15 protein-coding genes are annotated in these 16,442 nt (G+C 38.4%); 8 read left to right on the top strand and 7 right to left on the bottom strand.

Annotated features, from left to right (window positions below):
• The first annotated feature begins 398 nt into the window (after window positions 1-398).
• A complete protein-coding gene (locus HL290_RS01645; protein ID WP_198495404.1) occupies window positions 399-848 on the top strand; it encodes a DUF962 domain-containing protein in 450 nt (149 codons plus the stop codon).
• A gap of 44 nt (window positions 849-892) precedes the next feature.
• Here HL290_RS01645 and HL290_RS01640 read toward each other — a convergent pair whose 3' ends face one another.
• The 6 genes from HL290_RS01640 to rpsB all read right to left on the bottom strand — a co-directional run bounded on the left by HL290_RS01640 (window position 893) and on the right by rpsB (window position 5,268).
• Window positions 893-1,210 (bottom strand): AzlD domain-containing protein, encoded by a 318-nt coding sequence (locus HL290_RS01640; RefSeq protein ID WP_005046064.1) that lies wholly within the window; start codon window positions 1,208-1,210, stop codon window positions 893-895.
• Window position 1,211: 1 nt separating this feature from the next.
• Window positions 1,212-1,928, bottom strand: a complete 717-nt coding sequence (locus tag HL290_RS01635) for an AzlC family ABC transporter permease (RefSeq protein ID WP_198495403.1) — start codon at window positions 1,926-1,928, stop codon at window positions 1,212-1,214.
• A 93-nt stretch (window positions 1,929-2,021) separates the two neighbouring features.
• The gene (locus HL290_RS01630) at window positions 2,022-2,846 is read right to left on the bottom strand and encodes a helix-turn-helix transcriptional regulator (protein WP_198495402.1); all 825 of its coding nucleotides are present in this window, start codon (window positions 2,844-2,846) and stop codon (window positions 2,022-2,024) included.
• Window positions 2,847-2,950: 104 nt separating this feature from the next.
• Entirely contained in the window at window positions 2,951-3,436 is a 486-nt protein-coding gene (locus HL290_RS01625; protein WP_198495401.1) for a DUF3465 domain-containing protein, read from the bottom strand.
• A 65-nt stretch (window positions 3,437-3,501) separates the two neighbouring features.
• The gene (gene tsf / locus HL290_RS01620; protein WP_003650628.1) at window positions 3,502-4,377 is read right to left on the bottom strand and encodes a translation elongation factor Ts; all 876 of its coding nucleotides are present in this window, start codon (window positions 4,375-4,377) and stop codon (window positions 3,502-3,504) included.
• A gap of 138 nt (window positions 4,378-4,515) precedes the next feature.
• A complete protein-coding gene (gene rpsB / locus HL290_RS01615) occupies window positions 4,516-5,268 on the bottom strand; it encodes a 30S ribosomal protein S2 (protein ID WP_003650626.1) in 753 nt (250 codons plus the stop codon).
• Between the two features lie 210 nt (window positions 5,269-5,478).
• Between rpsB and map the strand changes: the two genes are divergently transcribed.
• From map to HL290_RS18755, 5 genes are all read left to right on the top strand, one after another.
• Window positions 5,479-6,303 (top strand): type I methionyl aminopeptidase, encoded by an 825-nt coding sequence (gene map / locus HL290_RS01610; protein ID WP_198495400.1) that lies wholly within the window; start codon window positions 5,479-5,481, stop codon window positions 6,301-6,303.
• Window positions 6,304-6,509: 206 nt separating this feature from the next.
• Window positions 6,510-7,604 (top strand): OmpW/AlkL family protein, encoded by a 1,095-nt coding sequence (locus HL290_RS01605; protein ID WP_198495399.1) that lies wholly within the window; start codon window positions 6,510-6,512, stop codon window positions 7,602-7,604.
• 414 nt (window positions 7,605-8,018) lie between these two features.
• A complete protein-coding gene (locus HL290_RS01600) occupies window positions 8,019-9,365 on the top strand; it encodes an MFS transporter (RefSeq protein WP_198495398.1) in 1,347 nt (448 codons plus the stop codon).
• 177 nt (window positions 9,366-9,542) lie between these two features.
• Window positions 9,543-10,757 carry an MFS transporter gene (locus tag HL290_RS01595; protein WP_198495397.1) on the top strand — a complete coding sequence of 405 codons (1,215 nt, stop codon included), beginning with the start codon at window positions 9,543-9,545 and terminating at the stop codon, window positions 10,755-10,757.
• Window positions 10,747-10,881 (top strand): hypothetical protein, encoded by a 135-nt coding sequence (locus HL290_RS18755; protein WP_265091534.1) that lies wholly within the window; start codon window positions 10,747-10,749, stop codon window positions 10,879-10,881. The genes HL290_RS01595 and HL290_RS18755 overlap by 11 nt, the downstream gene beginning before the upstream one ends.
• A gap of 119 nt (window positions 10,882-11,000) precedes the next feature.
• On the opposite strand, the gene sthA is transcribed toward HL290_RS18755, so the two are convergent.
• Window positions 11,001-12,413, bottom strand: coding sequence for a Si-specific NAD(P)(+) transhydrogenase (gene sthA / locus HL290_RS01590; protein ID WP_003650611.1), 1,413 nt, complete (start codon window positions 12,411-12,413; stop codon window positions 11,001-11,003).
• Between the two features lie 196 nt (window positions 12,414-12,609).
• Here sthA and lipA point away from each other — a divergent pair, with 196 nt between their 5' ends.
• Both lipA and HL290_RS01580 read left to right on the top strand, forming a co-directional pair.
• Window positions 12,610-13,623, top strand: coding sequence for a lipoyl synthase (gene lipA, locus HL290_RS01585; RefSeq protein ID WP_003650609.1), 1,014 nt, complete (start codon window positions 12,610-12,612; stop codon window positions 13,621-13,623).
• A 282-nt stretch (window positions 13,624-13,905) separates the two neighbouring features.
• Window positions 13,906-16,368: an acyl-CoA dehydrogenase gene (locus HL290_RS01580; RefSeq protein WP_198495396.1), complete on the top strand. Its 2,463-nt coding sequence runs from the start codon at window positions 13,906-13,908 to the stop codon at window positions 16,366-16,368.
• Window positions 16,369-16,442 lie beyond the last annotated feature (74 nt).

Genomic DNA, 16,442 nt, shown 5'->3' with positions numbered 1-16,442 from the left:
CTTATTTTGCTTCTAAATTGCGTTTAGAGCGACTTTATTAAATTTCCGCTACCCTAGTACCATTTTTATAAAATTAAGGCTAATTATGGCGTTTTTAGAGTAGATAAGTAGAGCTTTTTCATGTAATTTTCCCACCTATCTCAAAATCACACTTTTTTTGATGATTTCATCATCTAGCAACCTATAAAAAATATTCTGAAATATTGCATCATTCCCAACGTTACATTGAGTACTTTTTCTATCACCCAGACATTACGTTTTTCTCATGTTCTTTTTTAAATCTTTATTGCCAAGTTCCTATAGTTGAATAATACCGGTTTCTTGTCGCTCACCTTAAGAACAGGATAAAATATACTCAGAAAAAATAAATCAAAGCTAAAACAAGGAGTGTGCCATTAATGAAATCCATTACAGAATGGTTTGATGAATATAGCGAAAGCCATCAAAACCCAACAAACAAACAAATTCACTGGCTCTGCGTTCCTGCCATTTTATTTTCTATTATTGGAATCATTGCCCATTTCAGCGCTTTACTCACAGCTCTATTACTTGTACTGACTCTCGTATTTTATGCACGTTTAGATCTCGTACTTGCTGTTGCAATGGCTGCTTTACTGGTGGTTATGGCGTGGCTTATTTACACCCTACCTGTAGGAGTAGGATTTTATATAGCTATTTTTGTAGTTGCTTGGGTCGGACAGTTTTATGGCCATAAAATCGAGGGCAAAAAGCCATCTTTCTTTAAAGATTTACAATTTCTACTGATTGGACCAGTTTGGTGCATGGATGCCTATCTAGGAAAAATCTTTCCTAAATGGAAAAGCAGACAAAAACACGCTCTTTCCTAATGATTAAATTAAAGCTGGATCATCTCGATTCAGCTTTTTACATTTTACTGATTTATTAGAAAATTTATAAAATAGAAAAAAACTAAACTAGCGATAACACTTAAAAGTACTCTTTTTAGATAAATGGAAATTACAATACAAAAGATTGCTGCATAAATATAAGAATTATCTAAAACTCCTTTTAAATTATCGCCATCAAAAAAAACAACCGGAATACAAATTGCTGTTAATAAACAGGGAGCAGAATAATTAAGCATCTTATTCATAATAAGAGGCAATTTAATTTTAACGTTAGGCTCTAAAAAATAATAACGATTAAAAAAGACGATTGCTGCCAAGCCTAAAATCATGAACCAAGACATATTATCGCTCCTTCTCTATTTTTTCAGTTAATACAGCAACCAACATCCCTAGTAATCCTGAAAGTAAAATCGCCCCTTCAACTTGATAAAATTTAAAGAAAAATCCACTAAAACAAGTCATTAGTACACCAGCAAGTACAGGCAACCCCTTACATAACGGCACTATCATGGCAACAAAAATAGCCACAATTGAAAAATCTAAATGATAATTTAATAAATCAGGAATCACTGTTGCTAAAAGTATTCCTACCAAGCTAAACACTACCCAGAATAAATAAAAAGATAGGCCTGCACCCAACAGATATTCTGGCTGCCTTTTTTCACCGGATGCACACACCGCAAATAATTCATCTGTTAATAAAAAACCCAAACTTAATCGTTTCGAAAGAGGCAAAATAGAAATGTTATTTCTTAAAGTTAATGCATAAATAAAATGCTGAGCTGTTAAAAAGAAAATCGTCACATAAATTGTAAAAGTGGATGCACCTTCCATTACCATGCTTAAGCTAACTAATTGCGCTGCTCCAGCAAAGACAATTCCTGACATCGCAAGCGCCTTATAAAAAGATAAACCTGCATGAATTGCCATAGAGCCTGCTAAAATTGCCCATGGAATAACAGAAATTGACAACGGTAAAATATCCATTGCACCGCGCAAAAAAAGATAGGATGGCTTATTTTTTGGAAACTCAACCGACTGATTAAGCTGAATATTCATATATAGAATCCAATATAAGAAGCATCTCTATAAAATGCTTGATGAGAGCCGACTTATATTGAATAAAATTGCTGTAAATAAATTTTTAATAATTTAGTTATTTAGACTAGCTACATATTGAGTTGGTGTCACTCCCATTGCTTTTTTAAAGTGGCGATTAAAATGGCTTTGATCAGAAAAGCCACACTGCTGTGCCACCATCGCAATTTGGTCACCCTGTTTTAATAATTGTCTTGCTTTTTGTAAGCGCGCTTGAACAAGCCAAGCATGAGGTGGCAAGCCCACATATTTTTTAAATTGTCTTAAGAAATGCCATGCACTCAAGCCCACCATGTCAGCCAGATCTTGCAAAGAAAAATTCGTTTCAGGCATTTCTACCAACAACTCTTTAACTCTTAATATTTTTGAATATGCCTCTGGCAACTCACAAAAAGTCTGATTTGATTTACTATGTCGCTTCATTAGACAGGCTAAAGTCGATAAATACATCGTTTCTTTGAGTAAGAAATTATCTTTTTGTTCTAATAAATCAAAGAGTAAACAAAGTTGTTGCGCTAAACCTAGGTCACGAATCACAGCTTGAGGAAACCATGGAGCACCATGCGGATTTTCAAAAAAATCTTGACTGACTTCTGCCAACATTTCAGGTGTGGGATAAATCGCCCGATATCGCCAACCCGACTCAACAGCAGATGAACCCGTATGAATTTCGTCAGCATTTACTAAAATAATATCGCCTTTGGGAGCTACATGTAGCTGACCTGTCCTAAAAAAAGACTGTGCGCCCTCTTCAATCACACCAATACAATACCCTTCATGAGTATGCTTCGAAAATTGCGTTTGGTGATAATGTGCTTTTAATAACTCTAAACCGCCCAGCTCTCGCACATGCAGATAATCGGCTTGCTCCCGCTGCATAAATACGTCTCATCTATTCAATAAAAAAACCATAGCATGTTTTAAGAAACTGAATAGAATAAAATTGCTCTATAAAAACAATCTCTTTATTTGTTTATTCGGCTTTATTGATAGATTTGCCCATCATGTTTGAGCCAACCGCTTTCATGACGACTTTGTGGATCACGATGAGTCCAGTGTAATACACCACCTTTAGGGTTGTATTCATATTCGCCATAAAACTCTATCACATCACCTTTTTTTAAATTAGGAATTTTAGGGGCTAAATCAATATTATGTGCGACCAAAATTGAAAGGCCATTTTTTAAAACAAGAATAAATTTCTGGTGTCTCGACCCATCATTATCATCTCTTAAAATTGCTTTGACCCGACCACTTCCCTGCACTTGAACATTACTTTGTCTCTGCTCATGAGCAGCTTTTATGTTATCGACTCCATTACTTGGTAATGTAGTTTCTGTATGCCGAGCTTCGGGTATGGTTGATGATGGCGATTGATTTTGCTTATGCCCAGATAAATCCAGACCAAAATATCCAGCAACCAATAAAATAATGACACTGCCAATACTAAGATTTTTTTTATTTATCATTCTAAGCCCTCATTTTAGTCGAGATAAAAAAAGCCCCAAAGGGGCTTTTTTTATCGTGATACGAATTACTTCGCAGCAGCTTGAGCAGCAGCAACTTCTTCAGCAAAGCTAAGTTCTACTTTCTTCTCGATACCTTCACCAACTTCGAAACGTACGAAGTTAGCAACAGTAGTACCAGTTGCTTTTAATACATCAGCAACTTTTTTGTCGTTGTCGATTACATACATTTGACGATCAAGAGCAACTTCGTTCAAATATTTATCAACAGAACCAGTTACCATTTTTTCAACGATATTAGCTGGTTTGCCAGATTCTAACGCTTTCGCTTCAGCAATTTCTTTTTCTTTAGCGATAAGGTCAGCAGGAACAGCTTCAGCATTTACAGCAACTGGGTTGAATGCAGCAACGTGCATTGCAATACCTTTACCAGTATCAGCATCACCTGTATAAGAAACTACAACACCGATTTTTAAACCGTGTTTGTAGATAGCCAAGCTTTCGCCTTCAACGATTTTCGCGCGACGAACTTGGATGTTTTCACCGATTTTTTGAACAAGAGCAATACGTGCTTCTTCAACAGTAGCACCATCTTCAAGTTTCAATTCAGCAATTTTAGTCGCATCAGTTTCATTTGCAGCAAGTGCAGCAGCAGCAACTTTAGCAGAGAAACCAGCAAAGTTTTCGTCTTTAGCAACGAAGTCAGTTTGACAGTTTACTTCTAAAAGAATCGCTTTATTGCCTTCTTGAACGATTGTGATTGCACCGTCAGCAGCAATGTTACCTGCTTTTTTAGCAGCTTTTGCTTGACCTGATTTACGAAGGTTATCAATCGCTAATTCAACATCACCATTAGATTCTGTTAATGCTTTTTTGCATTCCATCATTGCAAGACCAGTACGGTCACGTAATTCTTTTACCATGCTCGCAGTAACTGCAGTCATGTTGTTCTCCTAAATACGGTAGAAAAATAAATCTTTTCAACAAAAACGGCCCAAAGAAACTCTGGGCCGTTTGCACTCTCGACGCTTAATTTGCCACCATTACATGTCGCAAAAATGACAAGCCTGCGTCAAAACGCATTAAGCCTCTGGAGCTTCTTTAGCAGCTTCTTCGCCTTTAGCTTGTGCATTTGCTTGTGATTGAGCATATTCTTTACCAGCAAGAATCGCATCAGCCATAGCAGAAGCATAAAGTGTAACCGCACGGATTGCATCGTCATTACCAGGAATAACGTAGTCTACGTTGTCTGGGTTAGAGTTTGTATCAACGATACCGATTACTGGAATACCAAGGTTTTTAGCTTCTTTAATCGCAATTGATTCGTGATCTACGTCAATTACGAATAATGCGTCAGGTAAACCACCCATGTTTTTAACGCCGCCTAAAGCACGTTCAAGTTTTTCCATCTCACGAGTACGCTCTAAAGCTTCACGTTTAGTAAGCTTAGCAAAAGTACCATCTTGAGATTGAGTTTGAAGATCTTTTAAACGGTTGATAGATTGGCGAAGAGTTTTCCAGTTCGTCAACATACCACCTAACCAACGGTGATCAACATATGGTTGACCCGCACGTTGCGCTTGTTCACGGATGATGTTAGAAGCAGCACGTTTTGTACCAACGAACAAAACTTTGTTCTTTTTGCTTGCTAATTGGTTAGCGAAGTTCAAAGCATCATTTAACGCAGGAACTGTGTGCTCAAGGTTGATGATGTGAATTTTGTTGCGCGCGCCAAAAATGTATTGACGCATTTTTGGGTTCCAGAAACGAGTTTGGTGACCAAAGTGCGCGCCTGCTTGAAGAAGGTCGCGCATGCTTACGTTGTAATCTGCCATTTTCTTTACCTTAAATTTTGGGTTAGGCCTCCATATATCCGCATTCTCCACCCTTTTACAGGCACCCAGAGTAATGTGACGATATATGTGCGGATTTTTTACCCCATCTATCAAAATTGTTCGTAAAAGATATTCACGAAAAGCATTTGATAAAATGGGCGGCTATTTATACCATAGACACTTGTAAATTACCAAAAGTTTTTAGAGATCATGAACAGTACTTATACAGCTCCACGTCGATTAATTAAAACTCCAGATGAAATTGAAAAAATGCGCATTGCAGGACGACTGGCGGCTGAAGTTCTAGAGATGATCAAGCCCTATATTAAGGCAGGTGTAAGTACACTTGAACTTGATACCATTTGCCGTAACCACATTGAAAATGTACAGCATGCTATTCCTGCCTGTGTCGGCTATGGTGGCGCTCCTGGACGCCCTGCTTTTCAGCACTCTATTTGTACTTCGGTTAACCATATTGTCTGCCATGGTATTCCCTCTGAAAATAAAATCTTAAAAAATGGTGACATCCTGAATATTGACGTAACTGTTATTAAAGATGGCTATCACGGTGATACCAATATGATGTATGTCATTGGTGGCGAAACTTCTATTTTAGCTAACCGTCTATGCAAGGTTGCTCAAGAAGCCATGTACCGAGGTATGGCAACTGTTAAAGATGGTTCATATTTAGGTGATATTGGCCATGCAATCCAGAAATATGTCGAATCAGAACGTTTTAGTGTAGTGCGTGAATATTGTGGTCACGGTATTGGAACTGTTTTCCATGATGAACCTCAAGTATTACATTATGGTCAAGCCGGTACCGGTATGCGTCTGGAAGCAGGTATGACTTTTACCATTGAACCTATGGTAAATGCAGGCGTATGGCAAACTAAACTGTTAGGCGACAAATGGACTGTTGTAACGAAAGACCATAAACTTTCAGCTCAATATGAACATACTATTTTAGTGACTCAAACGGGCATTGAAGTTTTAACTGCACGCCCTGAAGAAGACTTATCTCGCTTCAACTAATCATTTAACTACATTTAATAAAAGGCTACTTTATGTAGCCTTTTATTATTTATTATGTATTTTTAATTAATAAATATTGCTAAATATAAACAATTATTTCAATAAAATTACAATTATTAATTTTTAATAAACAATCATTTTTATAAAACACGGTATGGTTGGCTCAATAAAAATCAGTAAACAAATGCCGGACATGGAGTCCTTTTATGATGAAAAAGTCATTATTTTGTATGACAGCTGCCTTTTTTGCTCTGCCAACAGTCACCTCAGCCGCTTCTCCATATTTTAGTTTAAAAGATGGTGATGGCTTCAAACGTTTTTCAGTCTCTGCTGGTCCCTTATATGTCAAGCCTACAGGAAAAGCTCAACCTTTTTTTGTTAATACCTCAGTTAAAAAAGGTGAACAAGCAAAAGTTGGCGATGTTTCAATTAAAACTGTTAAAGACAGTATGTCTAAGGATATGGATCCAAACCTATCTACATTCTTTATAGACTTTTTAGATAAACTTGGAAAAAAAACATTACCTGCTGAATTAAGTGGTAATGCGAATATTTATGGTTTAGACCAATGGGATAATCCAGGTACGGGCTTGGAAGCGGATGATGTTACAACTTTAGGGATTATGACCAATTATTTCTTTACAGATAATTTTTCATTAGAAATAAAGGCAGGAGTACCTCCAAAAGTAGACTTACAGGGTAAAGGTAAAATTTATGCTCCACTAAAAGCTCAAGCTCATCCATCAATTGAACTTCCTGTAATTGGAGGAATTGGCTTACCTTCAATTGATTTAGAAAAACAAATTTTTATTACAGACCTTGAAGGACATGGCAGCGCCGCTTCAGCACGCGCTTGGACACCAGCCTTTGAGTTTCAATACCATTTCGGCAAAACTGGCGTAAATAAATTTAGACCTTATGTAGGTCTAGGTGTGATGTATGCCTATTTTAGCGAATTAGAAATGAACCCGGAGATTGAGAAAGATTTAGTCAATGCTGGTCATATGATTGTCAATATTAAAGATGGTAAAGCAGGTGCAGCTCTTGATCATTTAAAAAGCTCTGGTAACCCTGAAGTAAAGCTTGAAGCTTCTGATGCAATTGCACCTGTTGCAACCGCAGGCTTTACTTATGACTTTAATGACAAATGGTACGCTGTAGGTTCTGTCTCTTATGCTCACTTAAAAACAGATACGACCATTACAGTGAGCGACGCCAAATATGGTGAATTAATTAATGCAAAAGCAGATATCGAAATTAACCCGATTTTAGGTTATGCCGGTATTGGTTACCGCTTCTAACTTTTGTTTTATGTAAAGCTATAAAAACTTACGCACGTTTTTATAGCTTTCTTTCAATCTATTCCGCCTAAAAATTGCTTCTTTTTAAATCAAAATGCTAAAAAAATGAGCATTTTTTATAAACACAACAGATAAAACTAACTCCCTATACTCTTATAGCCCTCCCCTCGTTTCGATCTTCTTTTTTTAATTATTTTTATCTTCACAAACTAACTTAATAAAATTAGAAAGTAATTTTTCCTTTTTAGTAAAATTCATTTTTTGGCACGCCCTTTGCTTTATTCACTGCATGATGAATCAACGCTGATTCAATGAATAAACCAAGACGGCCAACGATGTCCGCTCTGATCGGTCTGCAGATAGGCAACTTATTGCCATGCAAATTAAATTTCGTTCAGTTCAGGGGGACGGCGTATGTCTTCAAATGTAAATCTAGATGCAAAAAAAGCAACTGAGATTAAATTATTCAGTTTTTCAACTCCAGCAATGCGTGCCTTCCACATGACATGGCTCGCTTTCTTTGTATGTTTCTTCGCATGGTTTGCGTGTGCACCATTAATGCCCGTTATTAAAGGTGAGTTTGGATTAACAAAAGACCAAATTGCCAATATTAATATTGCTGCTGTTGCCATTACGATTTTAGTTCGGCTTATTGTCGGACCACTCTGCGATAAATATGGTCCACGCATTACGTACACCACCCTCCTATTAGTTGGCAGTATTCCAGTATTTGGTGTAGCTGCTGCCAATAGTTATGAATCTTTTCTGTTCTTTCGCTTACTCATTGGCGCAATTGGCGCAAGCTTCGTAATTACCCAATACCATACAAGCATTATGTTTGCTCCTAACATTGTAGGCACAGCAAATGCAGCGGCGGCTGGTTGGGGAAATGCTGGCGGTGGTGCAACGCAAGCCTTAATGCCTTTATTGCTCGGTGCAATTGTGATGTTTGGTGTTGAGCAAGCCATGGGATGGCGTGTGGCATTAATTGTACCTGGCGTAATGATGGTTATTGTTGGCATCCTTTACTGGAAATTAACTCAAGATTGTCCTCAAGGAAACTTTAAAGAAGTCCGCGCACAAGGTATTGAGGTGGGTAGTGGTAAAAAAGGTGGTACGGCAATTTTAATGCAAGCCGCTCGTAACTATCGTGTCTGGATTTTATTTTTAGCGTATGGCGCAAGTTTCGGTATTGAGATTTTTATTCATAACGTTGCAGCAATGTACTATGTTGATCAGTTCAAAATGGATTTGAAAACCGCAGGTTTAACTGCAGGAATCTTTGGTTTGCTGGCATTATTTGCTCGTGCACTTGGCGGGATCATCTCCGATAAAGTAGCGCTCAAAAAAGGATTAGATGGTCGTACAAAAGTGCTCGTACTCATGATCTTAGGTGAAGGTTTATTCTTAATACTCTTCTCACAAATGAATGCTGTTGCTCTCGCAATCATTTCTATGACCATTTTTGCACTGTTTACGCATATGGCTTGTGGTGCAACTTATGCACTCGTACCATTTATTGACCGTAATGCATTAGGCGGCGTTGCAGGAATTATTGGTGCAGGTGGTAACGTGGGTGCTGTCGCAGCTGGTTTCTTACTCAAAGGATTGCTTGATGTTCAAACTTGCCTGTTTATTTTAGGTGGTCTGGTTATGGTCGCAGGCTGTAGCGTAATTTTAATTCGCTTCACCACCGAACATAAAGAAAAAGAACAAGTTCTTTTTGAACAAGCATTACTTGAACGCAATTCCGCAGCTTAATTTTATTGTTTATAAGAAGCAGAGATCAAATAGGCTCTGCTTCTTCTCTTTTTTTCACAAAGCAATACAACCTTACTAGCTCTTTAGCCCACCTTAAATATTCTCTCTAAACATATCGATATTACTCGATATATCTTCTACAATAAATCATCACATTATTATAATTTTCCATTAATCATGACTAAAACTGGCAATCAATTTTCTCAGCCCCTCATCTATATGTTGATTGGCAGTGCAATTATTCTAGCTCTTTCTCTAGGAGTCAGACATGGTTTCGGACTCTATCTAGTACCGATGAGTCATGAGTTTGGTTGGGGGCAACATGTTTTTAGCCTTGCTATTGCTATGCAAAACCTGATCTGGGGAGTCGTTCAACCTTTTACCGGCGCAATCGCAGACAAATATGGTAGTAAAATTGTGGTCGCTATTGGTGGGCTACTTTATACCCTCGGCTTACTCTTAATGGCTTTTAGTTCAAGCGTATTAATCTTAAATTTAAGTCTAGGTCTTATCATTGGTTTAGCTTTATCAGCAACCTCATTTACGGTTTTACTCAGTGCAGTAGGTCGAGCTGCTCCACCAGAAAAAAGAAGCATGGCAATGGGTATTGCGAGTGCTGCCGGATCTTTTGGTCAGTTCATTATGTTGCCATCTACCCTGCTCTTACTTAAAACAGTGGGATGGTCAGCAGCCCTAATGGTGAGTGCGCTATTAATTGCTTTTATTATTCCGCTAGCGCTTATGTTAAAAGGGTCAAGCAATCAAACACCAAAAGCAATTGCTCAGCCTCAACTCACATTTAAACAAGTGCTTAACATTGCCAGAAAACATAAGCCCTTCTGGTGGTTAGCTTTAGGCTTTTTAGTTTGTGGATTCCAAGTTGTCTTCTTAGGCGTTCACTTGCCAGGTTATTTAATCGATCACGGATTTGACGCGGCTACTGGCACTGTATTTCTGGCATTGGTGGGGCTATTTAACGTAGTAGGAACTTACGGTGCCGGTTGGTTAGGAGATCGTTTCTCAAAGCCTAAATTATTAATGGCACTTTACGGCAGCCGTGGCATCGCGATCATTGCCTTTTTACTATTACCTTTAAGCACTTATACAGTATATGCTTTTGGCGTCATTATGGGCCTTTTATGGCTCTCTACAGTTCCGCTCACAAATGGCATTGTGGCAAATATGTTTGGGGTAAAATATCTATCGATGCTGAGTGGTATTGTGTTTTTCACCCACCAAGTCGGTTCTTTCTTTGGTGGATGGCTTGGCGGCGTTAACCATGACTTAACAGGTAATTACAATGCGATTTGGCTATGTTCTATAGCCTTAAGTATACTAGGGGTAATCGTACACTTCTTTGTTAATGAGGAGGCAGTTATTCATGACGCATAATGCCTTACTTTTGAAAACAATTATGACTTTAATCATAGCTGCGCTTTTGGTGCTTTCTATAATTTTATGGAAACAAACACCAGATTTATTTGAATATTTTAACCAAGCGTTTTGTGCCCACTAAAATATAAAGCACGTAAATCACTTTTCAGAACTGTCATAAAAATATAAAAATCGTATGATCTAATGCAAATAAAAAAGCCCGCAGATTTGCGGGCTTTTTTATTGAAAACCTATTTAAAATCAAAACAAGCGATTCATACCATTGAGCGCAGCTACGCGATATGCTTCAGCCATTGTTGGATAGTTAAATGTCGTTTCAACAAAATATTTCAAGGTATTATTTGGGCTGTGCATAACTGCTTGCCCAATGTGGATAATTTCAGCAGCGTTATTACCGAAACAGTGAATACCTAAAATTTCCATAGTGTCGCGGTGGAAAAGAATTTTTAACTCACCCACTGTATCACCCGTAATTTGTGCACGAGCTAAATGACGGAAAGATGCTTGGCCCACTTCATACGGAATTTTTTCTTCCGTTAATTCCTGCTCATTTTTACCAATTGATGAGATTTCCGGAATGGTATAGATACCAGTTGGGATGTCTCGTACCGGTTTAGCATCTTCACCACTCATGTTTGCGCCAGCACAGCGCCCTTGGTCATAAGCAGCCGAAGCTAATGAAGGCCAACCAATCACGTCACCAGCAGCATAGATATTTTCAACTTCAGTTTGGTACTGATCATTTACTGAAAGTTGACCACGGCTATTTGGTACTAACCCAACATTCTCAAGGCCTAAGCCTTCTGTATTACCTGAACGGCCATTACACCAAAGAATGGCATCGGCTTTAATCTTTTTACCACTTTGTAAATGTAGAACAACGTGGTCATCAAACGTTTCAAGATGATCCATTTGTTCATTGTGACGAATCAATACACCTTGTTCACGCAAGTGATAAGACAAAGCATCAGCAATTTCATCATCTAAATAGCTTAGTAGTTTTTGCTGAGTGTTAATCAAGTCAACTTTATGGTCTAAACCAATAAAGATTGAGGCATATTCACAGCCAATAACACCTGCGCCGTAAATAATGATCTTTTGAATTGAGTAATCAAGATCAAGAATTTTATCTGAATCAAATACGCGAGGATGATCAAAGTCGAGACCTTGCGGATGATAAGGACGACTACCTGTAGCAATCACAACTTGTTTACAAATAATTGTTTCTTTAATGCCTTCATGGCTAAAAACTAAAACTGTATTTTTATCTTGAATATATGCACGCCCGTGGAATACACCGATCTTGTTACGATCATAAAAACGTGTATGTGTATCAACCTGTTGTTGAATCACTTTATGTGCATTACGCAAAACCTGTTTCATGGTGAACTGTTTCCATTCACCTACTTTTTGAAACATTGGATCACGCTGATAGCGGATAATACTAGAAACTGTTTGACGTAATGCTTTACTTGGAATTGTTCCTACATGTGCACAGTTACCACCGAGTTGATCACGCACATCTACAATTGCAACACGCTTACCAGCTTTTGCAAGCTTCATTGCCGCGCCTTCACCTGCAGGTCCAGAACCGAGAACTACCGCATCGTATTTAACGAAATTCCCACTAACGACCTCTTTTTTACGTGGCATTGAAAGCTCCTTCCTCTCTTGAATGACCATATTTTATAATAGATTATGACTAATATGCGGTGAATTTATGTATTTCTCAACCCTATATTTCTGAATAACCACATTTATTATATGAATAGTTATTTTCCGCTATTAACTGAAGAACTTCGCTATAATACAATGTCAATGTCTCTATAAACGAGTGGAAAAGTTAAATATGTCAGAACACCGTAAACCTGAACAGGGTGTAAAACTTCGTGGCGCAGAAAAAGTCGCAAGAATTCCTGTAAAAGTTGTACCTACGGTTGAAGTGCCGCGTAAACCTGACTGGATTCGTGTCAAGATGACGGCACCAGAAGAAGTTCAGCGTATTAAAACGACTTTACGTGCTCAAAAACTCCATACCGTTTGTGAAGAAGCAGCTTGTCCTAACCTCCCAGAATGTTTTGGTGGCGGTACGGCAACATTCATGATCATGGGTGATATTTGTACACGCCGTTGCCCTTTCTGTGATGTTGCACATGGTCGTCCAAATGCGTTAGATGCTGACGAACCTCGTCACATGGCAGAAACCATTTCCAATCTGAAACTCAAGTACGCAGTAATTACTTCTGTTGACCGTGATGACTTGCTTGACGGCGGTGCACAACACTTTGTGGACTGTATTAAAGAAGCTCGTGCGCTTAGTCCAACTACATTGCTTGAGATTTTAGTACCTGACTTCCGTGGACGTATGGATATTGCTTTACGCATTATGACTGAATGTCCGCCAGACGTATTTAACCACAACATTGAGACTGTACCTCGTCTATATAAAGCAATGCGTCCAGGTTCAGATTATCAACATTCTTTAACCTTACTCAAAATGTTTAAAGAATATTGCCCTGACATCCCAACAAAATGTGGTTTGATGGTGGGTATTGGTGAAACTGAAGAAGAAGTCATTGCATTACTTGATGACTTACGCGCTCACGATGTTGACTATGTCACTATTGGTCAATATTTACAGCCTTCTAAACAACACGCACCAATTGACCGCTTTGTAACACCAGAAGAGTTTGAACGTTATGCAGAGCATGGCCGCAAACTTGGTTTTAGAAATATTTGGTCTGCACCAATGGTTCGTTCAAGTTACTTTGCTGATCGTCAATACCATGGTGAACCAGTACCAGAAGTTCGTCGTAAAGTAGACCCTGCTAAGAAAATTGCTGTTCAGGTCGTCGAAGCTTAATAAATTAAATATCTATAAAAGGCCCTCTGTATTAGAGGGCTTTTTATTTGTATAAGAAAATCAATAACATTTCTTGACAAATCAATAAAATAACCCCTTACACTTTCACTCAAAAATATCTTATACCTAAAAGTACGATATATCCCTGCTCTAGCATATACATCAATATTTGCGACATAAAAACTCAAATTTAAACAGCAACAAAATAGCTAGTTAAGCCTTAAATATCTCCTCGCTTTTGTAACTTCACCCACTTGAGGGCTTAGCTAGAAAGGAGCAAGTATGATTTTCCTACTCTTTATATTAAGTATTATTATTCAGCTTATTGCAGTATGGGCAATTTTCTTTTTTAACTTAAATAAAGTTCTTGGTAGCGGTGTGGCCATTATTATTGCCATACTTTCGGCATTCTTGCTAACACCATGGTCTCTGCTTTTAGGTATTCCAATTATTGCGCTCAGCATCATTATTTTAGTTGAGCCATTACGATTTAACCTGATTACCAAGCCAGCCTATAAGACTTTAGCGAATTCAATGCCGAGCATTAGTACCACAGAACAAGAGGCTTTAGAGGCTGGTACCAGTTGGTGGGAAAAAGAGTTATTCATGGGAGCACCTGATTGGTCTCAATTTGAAAAGTATCCCTACCCAACGTTGTCAGAAGAAGAGCAAAGCTTTATAGACAATGAAGTTGAACTACTTTGTAGCATGCTCAATGAATGGGAAATTCATCATCACTTAAAAGATCTTCCTCCTGAAGTTTGGCAATTTATTAAAGATAAAGGTTTTTTAGGCCTCATTATTCCAAAGTCTTTTGGTGGTAAAGAATTTAGCTCATTCGCACAAAGTCGTATTATGAGCAAAATTGCTTCACGCTCACTCACCACCGCGGTGAGTTGTATGGTTCCAAACTCATTAGGACCGGGTGAGCTACTCATGCACTACGGTACCGATGCTCAAAAACAACAATACTTACCCGGTCTTGCCAAAGGTGAAGAGATTCCATGTTTTGGTTTAACCAGTCCAGAAGCTGGATCAGATGCAGGTGCAATTCCAGATTCAGGGGTTGTCTGTTACGGCGAATATGAAGGTTCTCAAGTACTTGGCCTTCGCATGAATTTCTCTAAACGCTGGATTACACTTGCTCCGATTGCCACCGTTGTTGGCCTCGCATTTAAACTTTATGATCCAGAAGGTCTACTTGGCGATAAAAATAAAACAGAATACGGTATTACCTGTGCATTAATTCCTGCAAGTCATGCAGGCGTAAAAATAGGAGCACGTCATTTTCCAGGTTCTCCATTTATGAATGGAACAGTAGAAGGAGAAGATGTTTTTATTCCAATTGACTGGATTATTGGTGGGCAAGAAAATGCCGGTAAAGGCTGGCGCATGCTGATGGAATGCTTAGGAGTTGGTCGTGGTATTTCACTTCCAGCCCTAGCAACCGCTGCCGGTGAAATGAGCTATTTAACCGTTGGTGCTTTTGCAAAAATTCGCCAGCAATTTAATATTTCAGTAGGTAAATTTGAAGGCGTACAAGAGGCAACCAGTGAAATTGCCAGCGATGCCTACATGCTTGAAGCATTCCGTTATTTAGTTACGTGTGGTCTAAATCAAGGTGGAACACCCGCCGTGATGACCGCCATGGCAAAATACTATGCCACTGAAACGATGCGCAAAGTGGTTAATCACGGAATGGATATTGCCGGAGGACGTGCAATTCAACTTGGGCCACGCAACTTTCTTGCACTCACCTATCAAGCAATTCCAATTGCAATTACAGTCGAAGGCGCAAATATTTTAACTCGTTCATTGATGATTTTTGGACAAGGTTCAATGCGTTGTCACCCTTACCTTTTTGAAGAGTTGCAACTACTTCAGTCTGAAGATAAAAGCACTTCAGTCAAAAAATTCGATGATCTGTTATTTAAACATTTAGCCTATACCTTTAACCGCGGAGCAAAATCCTTTGCTTACGGTTGGACAGGTGGTTCAAGCGATGCTCCTCAATCAGTAGATCAATTTACTGCCAGTTACTATAAGACGATTAACCGTTTTAGTGCCAACTTTGCTTTAGTTGCAGATATGGCGCTTGGCTTACTTGCAGGAGACTTGAAACGCAAAGAAATGTTATCAGGACGCTTGGCAGATATTCATGCGCACCTCTTTATTTCTACTGCGATTTTAAAATTTTATGAAGCTGGACAAAAAACTGAAGCCGAACAACTTCACGCTAAATTAGCTCTACAAAAAGCTTTCTTGAATATTCAGGAAGCGTTTTGGGGATTATTTGAAAACTTTCCAGCTAAACTTCCAGCAGCATTTGTAAAATGGATCTGTTTCCCCCTTGGTCGCGTCATTTCGAAACCCGATGATGAGTTAAAACAACAAGTCGCTGAACTTATGATGCAAGAGCATCCTTTCAGAGAGCAGCTTAAACATCATGTATTTTATTCAACTAAAGCCGATGATGTGACTGGTCGTTTAGAACATACATTCCAAATTTTACGAACTCTTGAACCACTTTGGGATAAGTTTAAAAAGGCTGAATCTAAAGGGAAATTTAAAGGACTGACTTTCGAAGAGAATATCGAACATGCTACAAAAGAAGGTTTTATTTCTGAAAGCGAAGCTCAACAATTATTGCAATACAACGCAATTCGATTCGACAGCATGCTTACAGATATTTTTGATGAACACTTAAATAAAGATCTTCCTTTATCGAACCCTCATCAAATTTAGTGACTGATGCCTCCACTAATTCACTATTGCAATCACTTTTGATTCGCATTAATTAATAAACAGCCATAAAAGCG

The organism is Acinetobacter sp. AC1-2 (assembly GCF_016124155.1).
Classification (GTDB): Bacteria; Pseudomonadota; Gammaproteobacteria; order Pseudomonadales; family Moraxellaceae; genus Acinetobacter; species Acinetobacter calcoaceticus.
Note: the sequence above shows the minus strand (reverse complement) of the source record. Positions and strands in the feature narration are given on the sequence as shown.